Annotated in this window: 19 protein-coding genes and 1 riboswitch; of the genes, 9 read left to right on the plus strand and 10 right to left on the minus strand. The window is 60.3% G+C overall.

Translation table 11 applies throughout. From position 1 onward, the window contains the following. Nucleotides 1-21 precede the first annotated feature (21 nt). Nucleotides 22-894, minus strand: a complete 873-nt coding sequence (locus tag ABS758_RS06485; RefSeq protein WP_350381860.1) for a segregation and condensation protein A — start codon at nucleotides 892-894, stop codon at nucleotides 22-24. 9 nt (nucleotides 895-903) lie between these two features. After that, nucleotides 904-1,095 (minus strand): DUF3460 family protein, encoded by a 192-nt coding sequence (locus tag ABS758_RS06490; RefSeq protein ID WP_350381859.1) that lies wholly within the window; start codon nucleotides 1,093-1,095, stop codon nucleotides 904-906. 127 nt (nucleotides 1,096-1,222) lie between these two features. Between ABS758_RS06490 and ABS758_RS06495 the strand changes: the two genes are divergently transcribed. Further along, a complete protein-coding gene (locus tag ABS758_RS06495; RefSeq protein WP_492304496.1) occupies nucleotides 1,223-2,590 on the plus strand; it encodes a DHA2 family efflux MFS transporter permease subunit in 1,368 nt (455 codons plus the stop codon). Here the strand turns inward: ABS758_RS06495 and ABS758_RS06500 are convergent. Together ABS758_RS06500 and metH are read right to left on the minus strand one after the other, a co-directional pair. Continuing rightward, the gene (locus tag ABS758_RS06500; RefSeq protein ID WP_350381857.1) at nucleotides 2,573-3,376 is read right to left on the minus strand and encodes a helix-turn-helix transcriptional regulator; all 804 of its coding nucleotides are present in this window, start codon (nucleotides 3,374-3,376) and stop codon (nucleotides 2,573-2,575) included. The genes ABS758_RS06495 and ABS758_RS06500 overlap by 18 nt on opposite strands. 14 nt (nucleotides 3,377-3,390) lie before the next feature. Further along, the gene (gene metH, locus ABS758_RS06505) at nucleotides 3,391-7,164 is read right to left on the minus strand and encodes a methionine synthase (RefSeq protein ID WP_350381856.1); all 3,774 of its coding nucleotides are present in this window, start codon (nucleotides 7,162-7,164) and stop codon (nucleotides 3,391-3,393) included. 254 nt (nucleotides 7,165-7,418) lie between these two features. Here metH and ABS758_RS06510 point away from each other — a divergent pair, with 254 nt between their 5' ends. The 6 genes from ABS758_RS06510 to ABS758_RS06535 all read left to right on the plus strand — a co-directional run bounded on the left by ABS758_RS06510 (nucleotide 7,419) and on the right by ABS758_RS06535 (nucleotide 13,212). After that, nucleotides 7,419-7,574, plus strand: a complete 156-nt coding sequence (locus tag ABS758_RS06510) for a hypothetical protein (protein ID WP_350381855.1) — start codon at nucleotides 7,419-7,421, stop codon at nucleotides 7,572-7,574. 80 nt (nucleotides 7,575-7,654) lie between these two features. After that, nucleotides 7,655-7,829: riboswitch (cobalamin riboswitch) on the plus strand. A gap of 99 nt (nucleotides 7,830-7,928) precedes the next feature. Beyond that, nucleotides 7,929-9,842 carry a TonB-dependent receptor domain-containing protein gene (locus ABS758_RS06515; protein ID WP_350381854.1) on the plus strand — a complete coding sequence of 638 codons (1,914 nt, stop codon included), beginning with the start codon at nucleotides 7,929-7,931 and terminating at the stop codon, nucleotides 9,840-9,842. A gap of 3 nt (nucleotides 9,843-9,845) precedes the next feature. Then, nucleotides 9,846-10,715, plus strand: a complete 870-nt coding sequence (locus tag ABS758_RS06520) for a cobalamin-binding protein (protein ID WP_350381853.1) — start codon at nucleotides 9,846-9,848, stop codon at nucleotides 10,713-10,715. 113 nt (nucleotides 10,716-10,828) lie between these two features. After that, complete coding sequence (locus ABS758_RS06525; protein ID WP_350381852.1) at nucleotides 10,829-11,632, plus strand: thiazole synthase; 804 nt, start codon at nucleotides 10,829-10,831, stop codon at nucleotides 11,630-11,632. A gap of 4 nt (nucleotides 11,633-11,636) precedes the next feature. Continuing rightward, complete coding sequence (gene thiD, locus ABS758_RS06530; RefSeq protein ID WP_350381851.1) at nucleotides 11,637-12,470, plus strand: bifunctional hydroxymethylpyrimidine kinase/phosphomethylpyrimidine kinase; 834 nt, start codon at nucleotides 11,637-11,639, stop codon at nucleotides 12,468-12,470. A gap of 61 nt (nucleotides 12,471-12,531) precedes the next feature. Then, nucleotides 12,532-13,212 carry a protein-L-isoaspartate O-methyltransferase family protein gene (locus ABS758_RS06535; RefSeq protein ID WP_350381850.1) on the plus strand — a complete coding sequence of 227 codons (681 nt, stop codon included), beginning with the start codon at nucleotides 12,532-12,534 and terminating at the stop codon, nucleotides 13,210-13,212. On the opposite strand, the gene rfaE2 is transcribed toward ABS758_RS06535, so the two are convergent. The 5 genes from rfaE2 to ubiE form a co-directional block, all read right to left on the minus strand. Beyond that, complete coding sequence (gene rfaE2, locus ABS758_RS06540) at nucleotides 13,202-13,690, minus strand: D-glycero-beta-D-manno-heptose 1-phosphate adenylyltransferase (protein WP_350381849.1); 489 nt, start codon at nucleotides 13,688-13,690, stop codon at nucleotides 13,202-13,204. The genes ABS758_RS06535 and rfaE2 overlap by 11 nt on opposite strands. After that, nucleotides 13,687-15,252: a ubiquinone biosynthesis regulatory protein kinase UbiB gene (gene ubiB / locus ABS758_RS06545; RefSeq protein ID WP_350381848.1), complete on the minus strand. Its 1,566-nt coding sequence runs from the start codon at nucleotides 15,250-15,252 to the stop codon at nucleotides 13,687-13,689. The genes rfaE2 and ubiB overlap by 4 nt, the downstream gene beginning before the upstream one ends. Beyond that, a complete protein-coding gene (locus ABS758_RS06550; RefSeq protein ID WP_350381847.1) occupies nucleotides 15,249-15,869 on the minus strand; it encodes a ubiquinone biosynthesis accessory factor UbiJ in 621 nt (206 codons plus the stop codon). Before ABS758_RS06550 ends, ubiB begins: the two co-directional genes overlap by 4 nt. Nucleotides 15,870-15,979: 110 nt before the next feature. Next, nucleotides 15,980-16,948, minus strand: a complete 969-nt coding sequence (locus ABS758_RS06555; RefSeq protein WP_350381846.1) for a Tim44 domain-containing protein — start codon at nucleotides 16,946-16,948, stop codon at nucleotides 15,980-15,982. 141 nt (nucleotides 16,949-17,089) lie between these two features. Further along, entirely contained in the window at nucleotides 17,090-17,854 is a 765-nt protein-coding gene (ubiE, locus tag ABS758_RS06560; protein ID WP_350381845.1) for a bifunctional demethylmenaquinone methyltransferase/2-methoxy-6-polyprenyl-1,4-benzoquinol methylase UbiE, read from the minus strand. A 124-nt stretch (nucleotides 17,855-17,978) separates the two neighbouring features. Here ubiE and phoB point away from each other — a divergent pair, with 124 nt between their 5' ends. Continuing rightward, nucleotides 17,979-18,674, plus strand: a complete 696-nt coding sequence (gene phoB / locus ABS758_RS06565) for a phosphate regulon transcriptional regulator PhoB (protein WP_350382025.1) — start codon at nucleotides 17,979-17,981, stop codon at nucleotides 18,672-18,674. After that, the gene (gene phoR, locus ABS758_RS06570; protein ID WP_350381844.1) at nucleotides 18,671-20,026 is read left to right on the plus strand and encodes a phosphate regulon sensor histidine kinase PhoR; all 1,356 of its coding nucleotides are present in this window, start codon (nucleotides 18,671-18,673) and stop codon (nucleotides 20,024-20,026) included. The genes phoB and phoR overlap by 4 nt, the downstream gene beginning before the upstream one ends. On the opposite strand, the gene ilvA is transcribed toward phoR, so the two are convergent. Further along, nucleotides 19,950-21,458 (minus strand): threonine ammonia-lyase, biosynthetic, encoded by a 1,509-nt coding sequence (gene ilvA / locus ABS758_RS06575; protein ID WP_350381843.1) that lies wholly within the window; start codon nucleotides 21,456-21,458, stop codon nucleotides 19,950-19,952. The genes phoR and ilvA overlap by 77 nt on opposite strands. Between the last annotated feature and the right edge of the window lie 7 nt (nucleotides 21,459-21,465).

The following is a 21,465-nucleotide window of genomic DNA, read 5'->3' on the forward strand; positions in this document are numbered from 1 at the left end:
AGCGGGCTCCGGCGCGGGCACTCAGGCCGAACGCGTATAGGACAATCTGACATAGAGCGGCGCATAGGGCGCTGCCTGGGTAATTTCCAGCAAAGACTCGCGGGCAAGTTCCAGCAAAGCCAGAAAATGCACAACAATGACGGCAGCGGGCTCGCCCATGCCTACGCGTTCGAGAAAAAGCTCGGTAAATTCGATAAAGCGCACATCCGACAAGCGACGCAAAATGTGGCTCATGTGATCGCGCACAGACAGCTGCTCGCGTGTGATGCGGTGATTGGCGTTAAGACGCGCCCGCTGCAGGATGGCGTTCCAGGCGTCACGCAAATCATCAGGACTTACCTGCGGCAGCAAGGTTTCTGTCTGGTGCTGGGCCACCAGTGCATGGCTGAGCAGGAAATCCCGGCCCTGACGGGGCAAGGCATCCAGACGCTGGGCAGCCAGTTTCATCCGCTCGTATTCAAGCAGGCGGCGCACCAGCTCGGCACGCGGGTCTTCAACTTCTTCGCCGGTATCCGACTGCCGAACCGGCAACAACATGCGCGACTTGATCTCGATCAGCAGTGCCGCCATCAGCAGGTACTCGCCGGCAAGCTCCAGGTTGCTGCCGCGAACCTGCTCGACATAGCCCAGGTATTGCGCGGTCACTTCCGCCATCGGGATATCCAGCACATTGAAATGCTGCTTGCGTATCAGGTAGAGCAGCAGATCCAGCGGGCCCTCGAAGGCCTCGAGAAATACTTCGAGCGCATCCGGCGGGATGTAAAGATCCTGGGGGATCGCAAACAGAGGCTCGCCATAAAGACGAGCCAGGGCAATGTGATCAATGACATCCGGCGTACTGTCGACGGTCGGCGTCATCAAGGCATCCAGGCCAGTCGAGGGATCTGGCTGCATGTGGATGAATCAGGCGTTTTGGTAATACACGTAAGGATCTTGCGCCACCTGGGCGGCACGAAACCCGTCTTGTTGCTCGGCATCGAGCTCTTTGTCCCAGAGACGAAACCGACCCGCGCGTTGACGCGCCTCGGTGTCGGCATTCTCGGTTTTGTACTGCGTGATGAACTGTGTGAGTTCGGATGTGAAGTTGTTTGCCATAATAGTGTCTTAGTGATCTCTGTGACCCATGCGCCAAGTGTACTGCACCCGGCGCATTTGCGTGCCCATGCCAAGCCCCAGCCCAGCCAGTTCCGTTGCCCCCAGCATCCGCACACGAGAGCAAAAGATGATCCCCTTCATCGTGGGCTGCGCCTTGTTCATGCAAATGCTGGATTCTACGGTGGTGGCCACCGCCCTGCCTGCCATGGCGCTGGATTTTGGCACCAGTGCCGTCCACATGAACATCACCATCACCAGTTATCTGCTGGCCACTGCCGTGTTTGTCCCGATCAGTGGCTGGGCCGCCGACCGCTTTGGCGCCCAGCGGATATTTCTGGCCGCCATTGTGCTGTTCAGCCTCAGCTCGGCGGCCTGTGCACTTTCCCAGACGCTGTCGCAACTGGTTGCCGCCCGGGTTGCTCAGGGGGCTGCCGGTGCCATGATGGTACCGGTGGGGCGCATTATCCTGCTGCGACGCATACCGAAATCCGAACTTGTGCAGGCCATGGCATTTTTGACACTGCCTGCGCTTCTGGGCCCGGTGCTGGGCCCGCCGGTGGGCGGGTTTCTGGTTACCTATGCCTCATGGCACTGGATATTTCTGATCAATATTCCGGTGGGCATCTTCGGGATTGCGCTGATCCGGCGCTATATCGCCCCTGACATCCCGGACAATCGTCCGCGCCTGGATACCCTCGGGTTTATTCTCAGCGGGGCGGCCATGGCCTCACTGATGGTCTTTCTGGAAGCCGTGGGCCACGCCAGTTTCAGCCTATCCACCCTGCTGGGCCTGCTGGCACTTGGCCTGCTATGCAGCATTCTGTATATACGCCACGCCCGTCACGCCACCTACCCCATCATTGATCTCAGCCTCTTGCGCACCCAAACCTTTGCCGTATCGGTACTGGGCGGCAATCTGTGCCGTTTCGCCAGCGGCGCATCACCCTTTTTGCTGGCCATCCTGCTACAGGTGGGCTTTGGCCTGTCCGCCTTCTCTGCCGGGATGATCACGTTTACCTCAGCGGCGGGTGCACTGCTGATGAAGCTGGTGGCCACACCCATCGTGCACCGTTTTGGGTTCAAGCGGGTGCTTACCTGGAATGCCCTGATCGCCGCCAGCTTCACGGCGGCCTGCGCGCTGTTTCAGGCCACAACCCCTGTCTGGCTGATGGTCACCGTCTTGCTGGTGGGTGGCTTTTTCCGTTCGCTGCAATTCACCGCGGTCAATGCACTTACCTACGCTGACCTGGACTCCGCCCAGATGAGCCGGGCCAGCAGCTTTGCCGCCACGGCCCAGCAACTGGGAATCAGCCTTGGGGTGGCCTGTGCAGCCGTCACACTGAATCTCAGCATCAGCCTGCGCGGCGGCCTGGAAGCCGACCGCATCGACGTGATGTGGGGGTTTGGCGTCACCGCCTTGTGTGTGGCCCTCTCGGCCCTGTCGTTTCGGCGCTTGTCCACACGATCAGGCAACCAGCTACGCCACACCCGCTGACGAATCCTGCGCCAGCAACATCACCAGCTTGCAGTCTGTCCGGATTGCCAACCGAAACGTAAACTGCCGAAAACGCACCCGGCCGTCACGGGGATGCTGAAAATCACGCAAGCCGCCTTCGCGATCAACCACGGTTTGCCGCGTCCAGCAATGCGCAAACAATGGGCTGCCTGATTGCAGCTCGCTCACCAGAGATTGAATCAGGGGGTCGCCTGCCAGGGTGGCCACATCGGCACGAAATTCGGCCACTACCCTCCGGGCGCGGTCCTCCCAATCCACAACCAGGCTTCGCGCGGCCGGGTCCATAAAAATGTAGTGCAGCAGATTGGCCCGCCCCTGTCTTGGCCAGCCATCGAACAAGGCTTGCAGCGGTGCATTCCAGGCCAGCATGTTCCAGGCCTGATCCAGAATATAGGCAGGCCCCCGGATGCTTTGCACGCAGCCGTCGAGTCCATCGGGCAAGGGGATGCTTTCCAGGTGTCCGGCCAGGGGATCCGCGCATCCGGCCAAGCTGAACAGATAGTGACGCTCGGCCCGCGCCAGACGCAAAACGTCTGCCAGGCGGCACCAGACGTCCACCGATACCGAGATATCCCGCCCTTGCTCGATCCAGGTGTACCAGGTGCTGGAGATCTCGCACAGCTGGGCGATTTCTTCGCGACGCAGCCCCGGTGTGCGCCGCCGCAAACCAGCGGGCAGACCGTGGTCGGCGGGGCTTACGCGCGCGCGCGCACTGCGCAGAAACGCACCCAGTGCCAGGCGGCGCGCCACATCATCGCGCGACATGACGGCCCCGCTGCCTAGCGCAAGGTGCTGGCCAGGGTGCGCCGTACGTCTTCTTCGTCGCGTCCGGTACGTTGCACATAATCAGCCACCTGATCAGCCCCGATATTGCCCACGTTGAAATACTTGGACTGCGGATGGCTGAAGTAGAACCCGCACACGCTGGATGCCGGCATCATCGCGAACCCTTCGGTCAGTTGCATGCCGATCTCATCACACGCCAGCAGATCGAACATTTCGCGCTTGACGATATGCTCTGGACAGGCAGGATAGCCTGGCGCCGGGCGGATGCCCTGGTATTTCTCGCCGATGATGTCCTCGTTGGGCAGGTCTTCGTCGGGCACATAGCCCCAGAGATCGCGCCGCACCCTGGCATGCAGGGTCTCGGCAAAACCTTCGGCCAGGCGGTCAGCCAATGCCTTGAGCATGATGACCGAGTAGTCGTCTCCGGCATCCTGAAACTGCTTTTCGTGTGTTTCAATGCCCAGGCCACCTGTGACGGCAAACATGCCGATGTAATCGGTGATCCCGGAATCCTTGGGCGCAATGAAATCGGCCAGGCACTTGTTGTCAATGCCCTGGCGTTTTTCGGTCTGCTGGCGCACACCGCGCCATGTCAGCAGCACCTCGCTACGGGTTTCATCGCGATAGATTTCGATGTCATCGTCGTTGATGCTGTTGGCCGGATAAAACGCCACTATGCCATTGGCAGTCAGCCAGCGATTTTCGACGATGCGCTTCATCATCGCCTGGCCTTCTTCGTACAGCTTCACCGCCTGCTCGCCCACCACCTTGTCGGTGAGAATCGCGGGAAACTGCGCCATCAGGCCCCACGACTGAAAGAACGGCGTCCAGTCCAGGAACTTCAGGATCTCGTGCAGATCGTAGTGCTTGAATACCCGCCGGCCGATAAACTTGGGGCGCGGCGGGGTGTAATTTGCCCAATCGATGGCCGGCTTGGCCTCGCGGGCCTGCTGGATGGTCAGCATCGGCGTGGACTTGCGGTTGGCATGGCGCTCACGCACAAGCTCGTATTCAGCCGCTACTTCTTTGAGATACGTATCGACCTGATCAGACATCAGGTTGGTGGCCACGCCCACCGAGCGGCTGGCGTCCGGCACATAAATCACGGGCCCGTCGTAGTTGGGGGCAATCTTGACCGCGGTATGCACCCGGCTGGTGGTGGCACCGCCCACCAGCAGCGGGACGTTGCGATCGCGGAAATAAGGGTCGCGCTGCATCTCGGAGGCCACGTAAGCCATTTCTTCGAGGCTGGGAGTGATCAAGCCCGACAGACCCACCATGTCGGCGCCGACTTCTTTAGCCTTGTCCAGGATCTTGGAGCACGGCACCATCACACCCATATTGAAGACTTCAAAGTTATTGCACTGCAAGACGACCGTGACGATATTCTTGCCAATATCGTGCACATCACCCTTGACGGTGGCAATCACCAGCTTGCCCTTGGAGCGCACATCGCCGCCGGCATCCGCCAACTGGCGTTTTTCTTCTTCGATGAACGGCAACAGATGCGCAACGGCCTGCTTCATGACCCGGGCGGATTTCACAACCTGCGGCAAAAACATCTTGCCCGCGCCAAAGAGATCGCCCACGACATTCATGCCATCCATCAGCGGGCCCTCGATGACTTCGATGGGTCGCCCGCCCGCCGACATGATCTCCGCGCGGATTTCCTCGGTGTCTTCGACAATGAACGTGGTGATGCCATGCACCAGAGAGTGCGTCAGGCGCTCGCGCACCGTGCCTTCACGCCAGGTGAGGTCTTCCTCTTTTTTGGCACCCGAGCCCTTGATGGTCTCGGCCAGTTCGACCAACCGTTCGGTGGACGTCCGCTCGTCGGCCGGGTCTGTCTTGCTGACCGGCCCTGCGCGATCCAGCACCACGTCTTCAACCAGATCCCGAACCGCTTTGTCGAGCTCGGAATACACGCCCAGCTGACCGGCATTGACGATACCCATGGTGAGGCCGCGCTGCACGGCGTAATATAGAAACACCGCGTGAATCGCCTCACGCATGGCCTCGTTACCGCGAAAGGAGAAGCTGACGTTTGAGATCCCGCCCGACACCCGCGCATACGGCAGGTTTTCGGTGATCCAGCCGGTGGCTTCGATGAAATCTACGGCGTAATGGTTGTGCTCGTCGATGCCGGTGGCAATGGCAAACACGTTGGGGTCGAAAATAATGTCTTCTGGCGGGAAGCCCACCTGGTTGACCAGAATATCGTAGGCCTTGCTGCAGATGTCGATACGCCGCTGCAGGCTGTCGGCCTGGCCATCGGTATCAAACGCCATCACCACCACGGCCGCTCCGTACTTGCGGCACAAGCGGGCCTGTTCGATGAAAGGTTCGACGCCTTCTTTCATGGAAATCGAGTTGACAATGCACTTGCCCTGAACGCAACGCAGGCCGGCTTCGATCACAGGCCACTTCGAGCTGTCGATCATCACAGGCACCCGGGAGATATCGGGTTCGGAAGCCAGCAGATTCAGAAACCGCGGCATCAGCGCCAAGGCATCCAGCATGCCCTCATCCATATTGATGTCGATAATCTGCGCGCCGCTTTCCACCTGCTGGCGCGCCACCGACAGCGCTTCGTCAAATTTCTCTTCACGAATCAGCCGCAGGAACTTTTTGCTGCCTGTTACGTTGGTGCGCTCACCAACGTTGATGAACAAGGTGTCGCGGTCGAAATTTAACGGCTCAAGCCCGGACAAACGTGTTTTGACAGGGATCTCGGGCGGTTTGCGGTGGGGCAGGCCCTGCACCTTGCGGGCGATTTCACGGATGTGCTCGGGGGTGGTGCCACAGCATCCACCCACCACATTGACCAGCCCGGCCTGGGCAAATTCTTCAAGCAGGCTGGAGGTGTCGGCCGGCGTTTCGTCAAAGCCGGTTTCTGCCATCGGGTTGGGCAGACCCGCATTGGGGTAGACACACACATAGGTGTCGCAGATTTTGGAGAGCTCAGCCACATAAGGGCGCATCAGGGCAGCACCCAGGGCGCAGTTCAGGCCGATGGTGACCGGCCTCGCGTGGCGCACGGAATTCCAGAAGGCCTCTACCGTTTGCCCGGACAAAATGCGGCCCGAGGCATCCGTGACCGTACCGGAAATCATCACGGGCAGCCGCACCTGGCGCTCATCAAAGACAGATTCAATCGCAAAAATGGCTGCTTTGGCGTTCAGGGTATCGAAAATGGTTTCAACCAGCAGCAAATCCACGCCGCCATCGAGCAGGCCGTTGATCTGCTCGGTGTAGGCCACGCGCAGTTGTTCGAAGGTGACATTGCGTGCGCCCGGGTCATTGACATCGGGCGACAGCGAGGCCGTTTTGGGCTGCGGCCCCAAAGACCCGGCCACGAAGCGCGGGCGATCGGGCGTCGCCACTGCATCACAGGCTTCGCGAGCCAGGCGTGCCGCCGCCAGATTGAGGTCGTAGGCAATATCCAGCAGGCCGTAATCGCCTTGGGCCACACGGGTGGCACCAAAGGTATTGGTTTCCACTACATCGGCGCCTGCTTCCAGATACGCCTGGTGTATCTCCCGGATCACATCGGGGCGTGTGAGCGAGAGGAGATCATTGTCGCCTTTCAGATCGTGGTCGTGATCCTTGAACCGCGTGCCACGGAAATCAGCTTCATCCAGCTTGTACCGCTGGATCATGGTGCCCATGGCCCCATCCAGCACCACAATGCGCTGTGCCAGCAGGCGCACAAAGTCGGCACCTCGGGTATAGGATTCGATGGGATACGGCAAAGCGGGATAGGACACGGCAGGATCCGGAAAAAGTGAAGAACAGACACTGATTGTATCGTCGCGCCCATAGCCAGAGAGAACACCACACCAACCTGCCTGTATCAAACCCTTGCGACGCCCCATACGCTGCACGGTGGCATTTGGACCACAGACCACAAAAACATGGGAGAGCAGGGTTGTTCAAACCTGCTCATGTTTGCTACACTAGGGTTAACCCTGTAAGGGATTTCACTAGTTACTCGATGAAAATTAATCATAAGGAGAGCAGCATGTTGGTACCTTTTTCTAACTATCCGGTAAACGAAGCCTTCGAGCGTTTGATGGCCGAAGAGCGTGCCACACGTGCCAACCGCCCTCAAGTCAGCCTGATGACCCGTATTCTGAACGCATTGCTGGGCGCCGGCCACCAGCCTGCCCACGCCTGATCAGGCGCGTTACCCTCGCCACAACAGCGTTGTGGCACCCCACGGCTGCCGGCAGGCAGCCGTACGCTTTTTGGCCGCTTATAATGCCCGACGAAACAGGTATGTCTTGCTGCCACCAGGCAACAGAACATCAAAACGGGAAACAGAAGGCTTAACCCCAAGCCCAGCTGTGCTGCCCCCGCAACGGTGCGTACTCCCCCAGCCTTTGGCTGGTCGGTGTGCCAGCCCGATACCGGCCTGCTTCAACCACCTGGTTGCCTGTCGGCCACACGCCCCCCTCCCCTCGGGGCAAGCGCGGGACTGCAGGCCTTGATCATCCGGGTGTGCGGGGACGCACACCACACAGGGCTTACCATGACCATCTCTTTTTCGCGGCATGTCATTGCCGTTGCCTGCCTGTCCGGCGTATTTCCCGCCACCCTTCTTGCACAACCCTCCGCCGTTAGCGTCCTGCCAGACATCGTCGTCACCGCCAGCCGAACCTCCGAACCCCTGGCCGATGTGGTGGGGGACGTGTCGGTGATCGGCCCCAAACAGCTGGCCGAAGCGCGCGGCGACAGCGTAATTGATATTCTTGCCCGCACGCCCGGCGTGCAAATCAGCACCAACGGCGGGCCACAGACCGTCAGCGGCCTGTTTTTGCGAGGTACAAACACCGCCCACGCGCTGATACTCATTGATGGCATGCGGATCAATGGCTCAAGCTCCGGCACCGTCAATTTTGCGGCGATCGATCCGGCCATGCTGGAACGCATCGAGGTCCTACGAGGCGCAGCCAGCAGCCTGTATGGCTCGGATGCCATCGGCGGTGTAATCAACCTGGTGACCAAAAAAGGTCAGCAGAACCAGCCACTATCTGCCTGGGCCAATGTCGGCTATGGCACTTATGAAACCGCAAAAGCCAGCGCCGGGATATGGGGTGCGTCTGAAAAATGGGACTACAGTTTCTCGACCAGCACCGCCAACAGCAAGGGTTATGACGCCACACGCCCCTATCTGGCCAATGGCAAACGTAATTTCAACCACACCTCCGATAAAGACGGCTATCGCAGCCACTCGGTATCGGGCACGCTGGGCTACCGTTGGGCCAAAGGCCATCGTCTGGGCCTGACGGCCTACGACAGCTACACCCACGGCGACTACGACAATGGGTTTTCATCCACTGCCAATGTAGTGGCCCTGTACCGCCAGCAAGCCTACAGCCTGGACAGCACTGATGAGATCCTGCCAGGCTGGCGCAGCCACCTGAAATTTGGCTTTACCCGGGATAGCTATGATGACCGTGGAGCCCAGGCCGTGATCAGCTCGCTCAAACGCCACTACAGCTGGCTCAACACCGCGGCACTGGGCGATTACCAGGAGATCTCTTTATTGCTGGAGCGCCAGGAAGAGCGCGTACAAGGCACCACGTCTTTTGTGCAAGATGCTCGTAACACCAATGCCGCCGCACTGATCTACAAAGCCGATTACCAACGAGTGCATGCTCAGGCCAGCCTGCGCAACGACAATATCTCTGGCTACGGCAACCAAGCCACCGGCAGCCTGGGGCTGGATTACAACCTAAGTGATGCCTGGCAAGTAGGCGTAGCCGGCAATACCGGATTTCATGCCCCCACGTTCAATGATCTCTATTGGCCATTCCAGGATTTCGGGTTTTTTGGATCGTATGTTGGCAATCCCAATCTGAAACCCGAGAAATCCCGCAATTTCGAGGCACATTTCCAGTATCAGAATGCAGACACTCGCCTGCGCCTGACGGCCTACCGGAATGTGATTGAGAATCTGATCAGCGGCCAGACAGATCCTGTCACGCAGGCATCAACACTGATGAACATCCACCACGCAACGATTCGTGGCCTGACACTCAGTGCCGAACAAACCTTGGGCAACACCACCCTGCGTGCCAGCGCCGATTTCCTCGATCCACGCAACGACGATCCGAAACCCGCGGCCGGTTTCACGCCTGCCGAAGGCTCGATGCTGCGTCACCGCGCCCGCCAGGTCTTTCACTTGGGCGTCGAGCACCGCATCCAGGCCCTGAAGCTGGGCGCGGAATACCAGTACACGGGCAACCGCTACGATGACGTCGCCAATACAAACCGCCTCGGCGGCTATTCCCTGCTCAACCTGACCGCCGCCTACGACTTCAACAAGTCTCTGGGTGTTCAGGTGCGCTGGAACAACGTCCTTGATAAGGACTATGTGCTGGTGGATGGCTACAACACACCAGGCTCCAACGTGTTTGTCAATCTGTCCTGGAAGATGTAAGCCATGCTGATACGCGTGTGCCTGCGCAAGCTGCTGCTGCCCCTGCTCCTCCCATGCCTGCTGGGCGTGCTGTGGGTAGCTCCGGCACACGCCACGCAGAGCCATACGCCACGCATCATTACCCTGGCACCCCACGCCACCGAGCTGGTGTTCGCAGCAGGGGCAGGCGCCGACATTGTGGCCACCGTGCAGCACAGCAACTATCCGGCAGCGGCGCAGCACATCCCGCGCGTGGGCAACGGCTTCCAGTACAGTGCGGAATCTATCCTGGTGCAGCATCCCACATTGGTGATTGCCTGGTACCCCACCGACGCCAGCCGCGCCCTGGCTGACACGCTGGGGCGCCTGGACATCCCGTTGATATACGCCAATCCACAAACGCTGGAAGACATCCCCACCCTGGTCCGCCAGCTGGGCGCACGGCTGGGCACCCAGGCCCGCGCCCGGCAAACGGCCAGTGCACTTGAGGCGCGCATTGCACGCCTGCAGCCGCTGGCCCCGCCGGCACCCACTGTTTTTATCGAGATCAGCGCCGACCCCCTGTTTACGCTGGGCAACGACCCCTTGGTCAACAATATGCTGTCTCATTGCGGCGCAAGCAATCTCTATGGTTCACGCAGCATTGCTGCGCCCCAGGTAAGCCTGGAATCCGTGCTGCACCTGAACCCGGACGCACTGATCTTGTCACCCCCTGATCCGGCATCCGGGCGGGCGCGTGCGCAATGGTGGGCCCAGCACGGCCTTGAAGCCGCCCTGGCAGGCCACGTCTACACCATCAATCCAGACTGGCTGCACCGGCCCGGGCCACGACTGATCGATGCTGCTGAAACGCTCTGCCGTGACCTGCAAGGCCTCAGGGCTGCTGCGCAATAAAGCTTATCACCGAGCAGCACGGAGATAGACCGGACGAGGCCCTATAAATGGATTATCCTTGTGTGTGGCCGCCCCGTGCGGCCACACCTATTGAAAGACAGCCATCGCACACTATGACCACACCAGACACCCTCACCATTGCCAACCGCAGCTTTCAGTCTCGCCTGCTGGTGGGCACCGGCAAATACCGGGATTTTGCGCAAACCAAAGAGGCCATCGAGGCCAGCGGCACAGAAATCGTCACCGTTGCCATCCGGCGTACCAATATCGGGCAAAACCCCGGCGAGCCTAATTTGTTGGATTTTTTATCCCCGGATCGCTACACCATCCTGCCCAACACAGCCGGCTGTTATACGGCTGACGACGCGGTGCGCACATTGCGCCTGGCCCGCGAGCTTCTCGACGGCCACAATCTGTGCAAACTCGAAGTTTTGGGCAACGCCGGCAATCTGTTTCCCAATATGCCCGAAACCCTGGCAGCGGCCAAAACCCTGGTGGACGACGGCTTTGATGTGATGGTCTACTGCAGCGACGACCCCATCCAGTGCAAAATGCTTGAAGATATCGGCGTAGCTGCCGTCATGCCCCTGGCCTCGCTGATTGGTTCAGGCATGGGCATCATCAACCCCTGGAACCTGCGACTGATCATCGACCAGACGTCTGTCCCGGTGCTGGTGGATGCAGGCGTCGGCACGGCATCAGACGCCGCGATCGCCATGGAACTTGGCTGCGACGCCATTTTGATGAACACCGCCATCGCCGGTGCCCGAGACCCCATCCAGATGGCACACGCCATGCGACTGGGTGTACAGGCCGGGCGCATGGCCTATCTGGCGGGCCGCGTCAAACGTAAATACTACGACGCCGATCCCAGCTCTCCGTCCGAGGGGCTGCTGCCTTCCACTCGCGCTGCCTGAGCCCATGATCCCCAACACCCTTTCCATCGCTGGCGTAGACCCCTCCGGGGGAGCCGGAGTATTGGCCGACGTCAAAACCATGAGTGCCCTGGGTGCCTATGGCATGGCCGTAGTGGCTGCCCTCACCGCCCAAAACACGCAGGCAGTCACCCGTATCGCCGCCCTTGCCCCTGATTTCGTCGCGGCACAGATCGACACCCTGTTTGCAGATATACGGATAGACGCCGTAAAAATCGGCATGCTGGGACAAGCCGGGGTTACCCGCGCGGTTGCCGAGCGCCTGGCCCACTGGAACCCCCCCCATGTGGTGCTCGACCCCGTCATGGTGGCCAAAAGCGGCGACCACCTGCTCGAACAGCAAGCCGTCGCGGCACTGCGAGAAGAGCTCATCCCTCTGGCCACCATCATCACACCCAATCTGCCCGAAGCCGGTGTTTTGCTGGGCCAAAGCCCGGCCGACAGCCTCAAGGAAATGCGCCGTATGGCTGAACGCCTGCGCCGCCTGCTGCCTGATGACGACACGCGCTGGGTATTTTTAAAGGGTGGCCACCTGCCGGGCAATGACACCATCGATCTCCTGCACGATGGCGACCGCCTGATCGAGCTACCTGGCAGACGCATCGACACACCCAACACACATGGCACCGGCTGCACTCTGTCTGCCGCCCTGGCAGCCTTGCTGCCCCGCACCGGCAACGTGCCCGACGCCGCGCAACAGGCCAAGCAATACCTGCAAAAAGCCATTGCAGCATCCGGCCAGCTGCAGGTGGGCTCGGGGCATGGGCCCGTACAGCACTTCCATGCCTGGTGGCCCAACACTGGGCCGGCAGCCCACTAACTCCCCGATGGCCAAGCGCTGGCCTATAATCGATGCACGTTAACCCTAAGGCTTACGCGACATGAACGTCAACGACATCCCCGATGCCGACCGCGCCCGCTTCAATATGGTCGAACAGCAGATCCGCCCCTGGAACGTCCAGGACGAGCGCCTGCTGCAGGCCGTGTTCGATGTCCCACGCGAGCACTTTGTCCCGCCCCAGCTGCGCGCGCTGGCGTTTGCCGACACCGAGCTGCCGCTCATCATCGATGGGGTAGACACCCGCGAGCACATGCTCTCACCCAAGGTAGAAAGCAAGCTCATCGAAGAGCTGCATCTTACCGCCACCGACTGCGTGCTTGAGATCGGAACAGGATCCGGCTATCAGGCCGCCCTGTTATCCCGGCTATGCCAGCAAGTCACCACCATCGAAATCGACAGCCGGCTGGCCGCCTTTGCCCAAGGCAACTTTGCGCGCAACCAGATCAACAACATCGTCCAGGAAACCGGCGACGCCCATGCGGGCTGGGGAACAGCCGAATACGACGCGATCCTGATCACCGGATCCGTACCCACCGTACCTGACGCACTTAAATACCAACTGGCTGTGGGCGGCCGCCTGATGGCTATCGTGGGCCATAATCCCATCATGACCGCCTGCCGCATCACGCGCACCAGCGCGGCCAACTTCGAGACTATCCAGGTTTTTGATACCTGGACCAAGCCGTTGCGCGGCACTGCGCGCTCGCGCTTCAAGTTTTAAGGCGGATTTTTTCCAGCAGGGTGGTGGTCGAGCGCTGGTGCTCGAACGGAATGGCCACTGCACGCCCTCCCCACGACCGCACCACCGCGGTCTCTGGCAGGGTTTCCATGTTGTAGTCGCCACCTTTGACGATCACATCCGGTTGCAGCGCCTGAATCAGCTGCAACGGGGTGTCTTCGTCAAACCAGGTAACCACATCAACACAGCCCAGTGCCGCCAGCAAAGCCGCCCTGTCTTCCATGCGGTTTAATGGGCGATCCGGGCCCTTGCCCAGGCGCCGCACTGATGCATCGGTATTGACGGCCACCACCAGGCTGGCCCCCAGCTGTGCCGCCTGATCCAGATAAGTGACATGACCACGGTGTAAAAGATCAAACACCCCATTGGTAAACACCAGCGGGCGAGCCAATGATCCGTCGGCCACCTGGCGCAGGCAAGCCTGGGGCGAGACCACCTTGGCATCAAATCGCGCGATCATAGGGCACCCCCATGAACAATCGCCCAGACCGCCACACCCAGACCAACCGCCAAAATACCGCAAAGCACCCCCAGCAACCGCTGGGTACCCTGTTGCGCCCGCCGAAGCTGCTGAATCTCGGCCTGCATGGCAGGCGTGAGATCGGGCTGGCTTAAGCGGCTATACACCAGGCGGGGGAGTTGCGGCAAAATCTGCGACCACTGGCTGGCTTCTTGATCCAGGCGTTGACGCAGACCGCGCAAGCCCACCCGCTGATGCATCCAGCGTTCGAGAAAAGGTTTGGCGGTTTGCCAGAGATCCAGCTTGGGATCCAGTTCGCGTCCCATGCCCTCGACATTCAGCAGTGTTTTTTGCAGCAACACCAGCTGCGGCTGGATCTCGACGTTAAACCGGCGCGACGTCTGAAACAGGCGCAGCAATACCTGTCCGAGGGAAATCTCAGCCAGAGGGCGATCGAAATAGGGCTCGCACACGGCCCTTACCGCGCCTTCGAGCTCTTCTTCACGGGTATCGGCCGGCACCCAGCCAGACTCGATATGCAGCTGTGCCACCCGACGATAATCGCGGTGAAAAAACGCCAGGAAATTTTGCGCGAGATAGTTTTTATCGAATTCGGATAAAGATCCTACGATGCCGAAATCCAGGGCAATGTAGCGCCCCAGGGTATCGGGATGATCGGACACCAGAATATTGCCTGGATGCATGTCGGCATGAAAAAAGCCGTCCGAGAACACCTGCGTGAAGAAAATCTCCACGCCCTGGCGGGCCAGCAAAGGGATATCCACACCCAGCTGACGCAGCTGCTCGACCCGGCTGATGGGCACACCGCGCATCCGCTGCATGGTAAACACCTGGCTGGTGCAATACTCCCAGACAACCTCAGGCACCATCAAAAGCTCGGCACGGCCCGTCTCAGGCCCAAAATTGCGACGCAACTGGCTGCAATTGGCGGCTTCCCGGATCAGGTCAAGCTCATCGTGCAGATAGTTGTCAAACTCGGCCACCACCTCGCGGGGCTTGAGACGCCGCCCATCCGGCATCAGACGCTCGACCAGCCCGGCCAGCACCCGCAACAAGGTGAGATCGCGTTCGATGGCGTGGCGCATGCCCGGACGCAAGACCTTGACCGCAACCTCCCGGCCATCATGCAGGACGGCAAAATGCACTTGGGCGATCGAGGCAGAGGCCACCGGATCGCGCTCGAAGTGGGCAAACAGAGCTTGTGGCGCAGCACCCAAAGCTTCCTGGATAATCTGCGCCGCCTGCTCGGAAGGAAACGGCGGCACGCGGTCTTGCAAAAGTGCCAGCTCGTCGGCGAGGTCGGGCGGGATGAGATCGCGGCGCGTGGACAAGACCTGGCCAAACTTGACGTAAATGGGGCCCAGGGTTTCGAGGGCCAGACGCAGGCGCTCGCCACGCGGGCGGCGGGGCCGCCAGCCCAGACAAACAATGCGCAACATGAAGTGGGCGAGAGGATGCTGCAAGCTGGAGAGCACCAGCTCGTCGAGTCGGTAGCGCAAGGCCACCACCAGGATGGATATCAGGCGCAGCAGCGTAATCATGAATGCCTCTTCAGGCGCCGCATCCGCTGATCGAGTGCATCAAGCCGTTTACCCAGGCTTTTTACCCCGGCAGAGATCTGCCCAAGGGCCTCATGCCGGACAGCCAGACCGGACTCGTCCGCAAGGTATTCGGACACATTGTCGCGGGCACGCCCGGCAGCCACCTTGGCGCCAGACACTAATTGACGGCTGCCTTGCACCAGACGCACTGCCATCACATCCCCCACTACGCCGGCCAGGTCACCCTCCACATCCCAGCGGAGGTCTCGGGCCAGATCGGACACCAGGTGTGCCAGGCCGGCATCTCCCTGGATATGCGCCAGCGCCGTCACCCCGGCAAGCCCTTGGGATGCCCAGGCGCCAGGCAGCTCTTTGAGGCGCTGAGCTGGAACCGAGAGGGTCACGTTGGGCACGATGGCAGGATCGCAGCGCTGCACCAGGCCTTGCGCCGTGATGCTGATCTGCAATGACCAAATACCAGCGGAAAGACGCACTGACTTGCCGGCATGCGCCGACAGACGCTCCTGGGCCCAGGGCTCGCGTTGTACCAGCGTATTAAAGCCACGCAGCAGCACGGCCGTGGGCGGGGGTAGAAAAGAAGGTAGGGGCAGCTTCATGCACAGGCAACCGAAAAACACACGCTACGCGGGTGCGCAGGAACCTCAGTTTACCGGTTTTGCCTGGGGCTTATCGGCAGGGCAAGCAGCGCTGCCCTGCCAAACCACCTTTAATTACCCTGAGGATTCAGCTGTTGGATACCTGCCAGCAGCCAGCCCTCGCCATCGGCCTTGTAGAGGTTCCAGACTTCTTCCATGCGGAAGGCCTCGGCACCCTCGGCCTCGCGCAGCATGCCCGAATACCGCACGCTGGCCAGGTGTCCGCCGGCCACGGTTTCGATACCCAGGAGCTCGGCGTTAAGCAAAACGATCTCGGTGTGATTGTTTTCGTTGGGCTGCGGCAGGCGCGGCGTGATCTCTGCCAGGAGATCGTCGGTGAGCAATGCCTTCAGCGCCTCGCGATCTCCGGCATCCCAAAGTGCCTGCACCCGGGTAAATTGCTGCTTGGCCTGTGTCAAAAAGGCGGGGATGTCGAAATCGGCCGGAACAAACCAGGAGGGGTCAGGTGCGTCGACAGACGGGACAGCCTGAATGACCGGCGCCGCGGACGCCGAAGCGGCAGGCGCTGACGAGCCTGGCGTTGACCCCCAAGCGGGGCCCTGCGAGCCCTGGGAGGCGGACTGGCGATAGCTGTTACCGCCCTGTGCCGCCCCCGCCGAAGCCAATGGGCTTTGAGCACCCCGCAAGCGGCGCACCAGGAACATCACGGCAAAGATCACCAGACCAATCAGCAAGGCACTGGAGAGGAACTCAAGCAAAGCCCCCGATAGCCCAAGGCTGGACAGCAGCGCTGCAATGCCCAGGCCGGCAGCAATACCGGCCAGAGGCCCCAACCAGCGGGACATGCCCGATTTGGCTGCGGTGGCGCCAGCAGCCGACGTGGTGGCGGCGCGCTGAGTAGTGGTGGCTGCAGGCGGTGTGACGGCCTGGCGCTGTTTGATGACATTGGTGGACTGACGACCAAAGCTGAGGCCACCGCCCATCCGGCGCGCCTGGGCGTCGGACGTAACAGCAAGCATCATAAGTGCGACGGACAGCATCAGGGCTGCCATCAGCCAGCGAGGTAATTGGAAGGTCATGAGATCTCCGGGGAAAAATAGGTTTCGGGTGCCATCAGCCACAAGCTGACAACAACCTGAATGCCATAAATTACCATAGTTTTGCAAGAAAAGGGCCACGCAAGGCGGCCCGGCAGACTGAGAAACCAGCAAGGTAGCGGCTTAGCTGAGGCGCACGCCCTCGTGCAAGGCCACCACGCCAGCTGTCATGTTGAAATACTGCACGCGCTCGAAGCCCACAGTACGCATCATGCCCGCCAGGGTTTCCTGATCGGGGTGCATGCGAATGGATTCTGCCAGATAGCGGTAGCTGGCTTCGTCGGAAGCCACCACCTGCCCGATTTTGGGCAGCACATTAAAGGAGTACCAGTCGTAGACGGGTGCCAGCGCAGGCGTGACGCGGGAGAACTCGAGCACCAGCAGCTTGCCCCCCGGCTTGAGAACCCGGTGCATTTCGGCAAGCGCCTGCTCTTTGTGAGTCATGTTGCGCAAGCCAAAAGCAACCGATACCCGATCAAAATATTGGTCGGGAAACGGCAGGCACTCGGCGTCGCAAACCGCCACCGGCGTGACCACACCGCGATCCAGCAAACGATCGCGGCCCACGCGAAGCATGGAGTCGTTGATATCGGTAAGCCAGACCTCGCCTTGCGGCCCCGCGCGGCGCGCAAACGCGCGTGCGAGATCTCCGGTGCCTCCGGCGATATCCAGCACCCGCATGCCCGGACGCACCTGGGCGCGGCCAACGGTAAAGGATTTCCAGACGCGGTGCAGCCCGCCAGACATCAGATCGTTCATGATGTCGTAGCGGCTGGCCACCGAATGGAAAACCTCGGCGACACGATGTGCCTTATCGGCTTCACGGACGGTCTGGAAACCAAAGTGGGTTTGCTGCCCTTGGCTGGACTCTTGGGGTATATCACTCATGATTTGCGTATCGTACCGCATTCAGTAGGCGGTTCGTCATCCCGACTTGATGGCAGAGCGTCATGAAAATGAAATAATGACACCGTATGATGATGGCCTGAACCATAACGCCTACCAATTTTTGATGCCCACGACAATCCTGATTATTGAAGACGAACCCGCCATCCAGGAGCTCCTGTCCGTCAATCTGCAATATGCAGGCTATCAGGTGCATGCAGCGTACAGCTGCCACGAGGCGCAACAGCAGATCAAGCAACAGCTGCCCGACCTGATCCTGCTCGACTGGATGCTTCCAGACCAACCGGGCATCCAGTTGGCCCACGCTTTGCGCCGGGACACCCGAACCCGCGACGTGCCCCTGATCATGCTCACGGCGCGAGACACTGAACAAGACAAGGTGGATGGCCTGGAAGCCGGTGCGGATGACTACCTGACCAAACCCTTTTCTCCGCGCGAACTCCTGGCCCGGATCAAGTCGCTGCTGCGGCGCCGTGCCCCACAGCTGGCACCGGATCCCGTACAGGCCGGCCCACTGACACTCGACCCCAGCACCCGCACCGTACATCTGGAAAAGCAGCCGGTGTCCATGGGGCCCAGCGAGTTTCGCCTCCTGCACTTTTTAGCGACCCACGGGCAACGCGTGTACACTCGAACCCAGTTGCTTGACCAGATCTGGGGAGACCACGTCTTCCTGGAAGAGCGCACCGTCGATGTCCATGTCCGCCGGCTGCGCAAGGCCCTGTCGGCAGTGGGTCAGGAGCACATGATCCAGACCATCCGCGGGACAGGCTACCGCTTCAGCACGACACACTCCTCATGACCAAAACGCTTGTTACCGTCACGCTCTGGGCCCTGGGTGGCTGGCTGCTGGGTGCGTGGCTGGGAGCAGCAACAGGTTGGGCAGTGTTTGCACTGGGCCTGCTGATGATGGTGCTGGTCAGCGGGGTACAGCTCTCGCGGATTTCCCGCTGGGTGCTCCGCATCGACGATCCCCCCCCGGCTTCCATCGGGCCCTGGGACGAAGTGCTGGCACCGGTGTATCGCAAGCTGAAGCAAAACCGCATGGATCTGCAAGAGCGCAGCCGCAATTTCCAGCGTGCACTGCTGGCGGCCGAAGCACTGCCCGATGGCGCCCTGATGCTGGCCCCCGACAAAACCCTGCTATGGTGCAATCAAACCGCAGCCGAACATTTGGGCCTGAATCTCCAGCAAGACCGTGGCCACAGCATCTTCAACATCATCCGCACACCCGAATTTGGTACATACGCAGGCCAGGAAAGCTGGGACAAACCACTGATCCTGCACTGGGGGGGCAGCCGCCAGCCGCGCACCCTGATGCTGCATCTGGCGCCTTATGGTGTGGGTCAGTTTTTGATGGTCACGCGCGATATCACCCAGATTGAACGGCTGGAAAACACACGCAAGGATTTTGTGGCTAATGTTTCGCACGAAATGCGCACCCCCCTGACGGTGCTGTCGGGGTTCATCGAAACCTTGCAAGACCTGCCCGAAGAAGCCATCAGCGCAGAGCAGCGCAGTCATTATCTGCAACTGATGGCCCAGCAGGCCGGCAATATGCAGGCACTGGTGTCCGACCTGCTGACACTGTCCTCGCTTGAAACCAAACCCAACCAGGTTGGTGAAGCCGTGGATATTCCAGCCCTGATCCAGGCGGCCCTGACACAGGGGCAGGCACTTTCTGCAGGCCAGCATCGGTTTAAAACCCAACTCTGTAAAACCCTGCACATCATGGGGCACGAAGCCGAGCTTTCTTCGGCCATCAGCAATCTGATCAGCAATGCGGTGCGGTACACCCCACCAGAGGGCACGATTACAGTGGCCTGGCAGCGTAATGACGACGGAAGTGCCAGCTTTCAGGTGCAAGACACCGGGATCGGCGTAGAGGCCACCCATATCCCGCGCCTGACCGAGCGATTTTTCCGGGTAGACCGTGGACGCTCACGCGCCACTGGAGGCACAGGCCTGGGCCTGGCCATCACCAAGCATGTGGCGCTACGCCACCAGGCCACGCTGGATATCGACAGCACACCCGGCAAGGGCAGTGTCTTTACGATCCGGTTCCCGGCCGAACGGGTTATAGAAACAGGCGATACGCCGGATTATCAGTCTCGTTCCAGTAGGGATACCCCAGCGTCGACAGAAACTCTTTAAACGCCTTTTTGTCTTCGGGGGGCACCTGGATCCCCACCAGGATGCGGCCGTAGTCGTCGCCCTGGCTGCGGTAATGAAACAGGCTGATGTTCCAGTTGGGATTCATGGCACCCAAAAATTTCATCAGGGCACCGGGGCGCTCGGGAAACTCGAAACGGTACAGCACCTCGTGTTCGGCTAATCCCGAGTGCCCCCCCACCATATAGCGCAGGTGGGTTTTGGCCATCTCGTTGCCGGTGAGATCCAGGGTGGGAAAATCCCGCTTGCGAAAATGCGCCGCCAGCTTGTCGATCTCGGGTTCAGAGCGGATCTGCAGGCCCACGTACACGTGAGCCTCCTGGGAATCAGAAATACGGTAATTGAATTCGGTCACTGCCCGTTGACCAACAGCCTCGCACAAGCGCAAAAAACTACCGCGCTTCTCAGGCAGCGTAATGGCAAACAGGGCTTCGCGGGCTTCGCCCACATCGGCGCGCTCGGCCACAAAGCGCAAGCGGTCGAAGTTCATGTTGGCACCACAGGTAATGGCCACCAATGTCTTGCCTTTCCATTTTTGCTGCGCGGCATAGCGCTTGAGACCTGCCAGTGCCAGTGCGCCGGCAGGCTCAAGCACACTGCGGGTATCCTGAAAGACATCCTTGATGCCGGCACAGATGGCGTCGGTATCCACCGCCACAAAATCATCCACATACTCGCGCGCCAGCCGGAAGGTTTCCTGCCCTACCTGTTTCACGGCCGTGCCATCCGAAAACAACCCGACATCCGCAAGCTTGACACGCCGGCCAGCCCGCACGCTGCGCATCATGGCATCCGAATCTTGGGTTTGCACACCGATGATCTGGATATCGGGACGCAACTGCTTGATATACGCAGCCACGCCGGAGATCAGGCCACCTCCGCCAATAGCCACAAAGACAGCATCAATGGGACCTGGATGCTGACGCAGGATTTCCATGCCAATCGTACCCTGGCCGGCAATCACATCGGGGTCGTCAAAGGGATGAACGAAGGTCAGGCCTTCACGGGCCTGGAGTTCTACCGCGTGCTCGGCCGCATCGGTAAAGCTGTCGCCAAACAGCACGACTTCACCACCCAACGCCCGGACGGCATCAATCTTGACCATCGGGGTGGTGACAGGCATCACGATCACTGCGCGGCATTTGAGGCGGTTGGCCGACAGCGCAACCCCTTGAGCATGGTTGCCAGCCGATGCGGCAATCACCCCACGCTTGAGTTCTTCGGGGGTGAGATGCGCCATTTTGTTGTAGGCGCCACGCAGCTTGAAACTGAACACCGGCTGGGTGTCTTCGCGCTTGAGCAACACGGTGTTGCCAATGCGCTTGCTAATTCGGGGGGCCGTGTCCAGAGGAGTTTCATGAGCAACGTCATACACTTTTGACGTCAGGATGCGCTTTAGATAATCAACGGACATGACATGC

Origin of the sequence: Castellaniella sp. FW104-7C03 (genome assembly GCF_040276085.1) — a bacterium.
GTDB lineage: Bacteria > Pseudomonadota > Gammaproteobacteria > Burkholderiales > Burkholderiaceae_B > Castellaniella.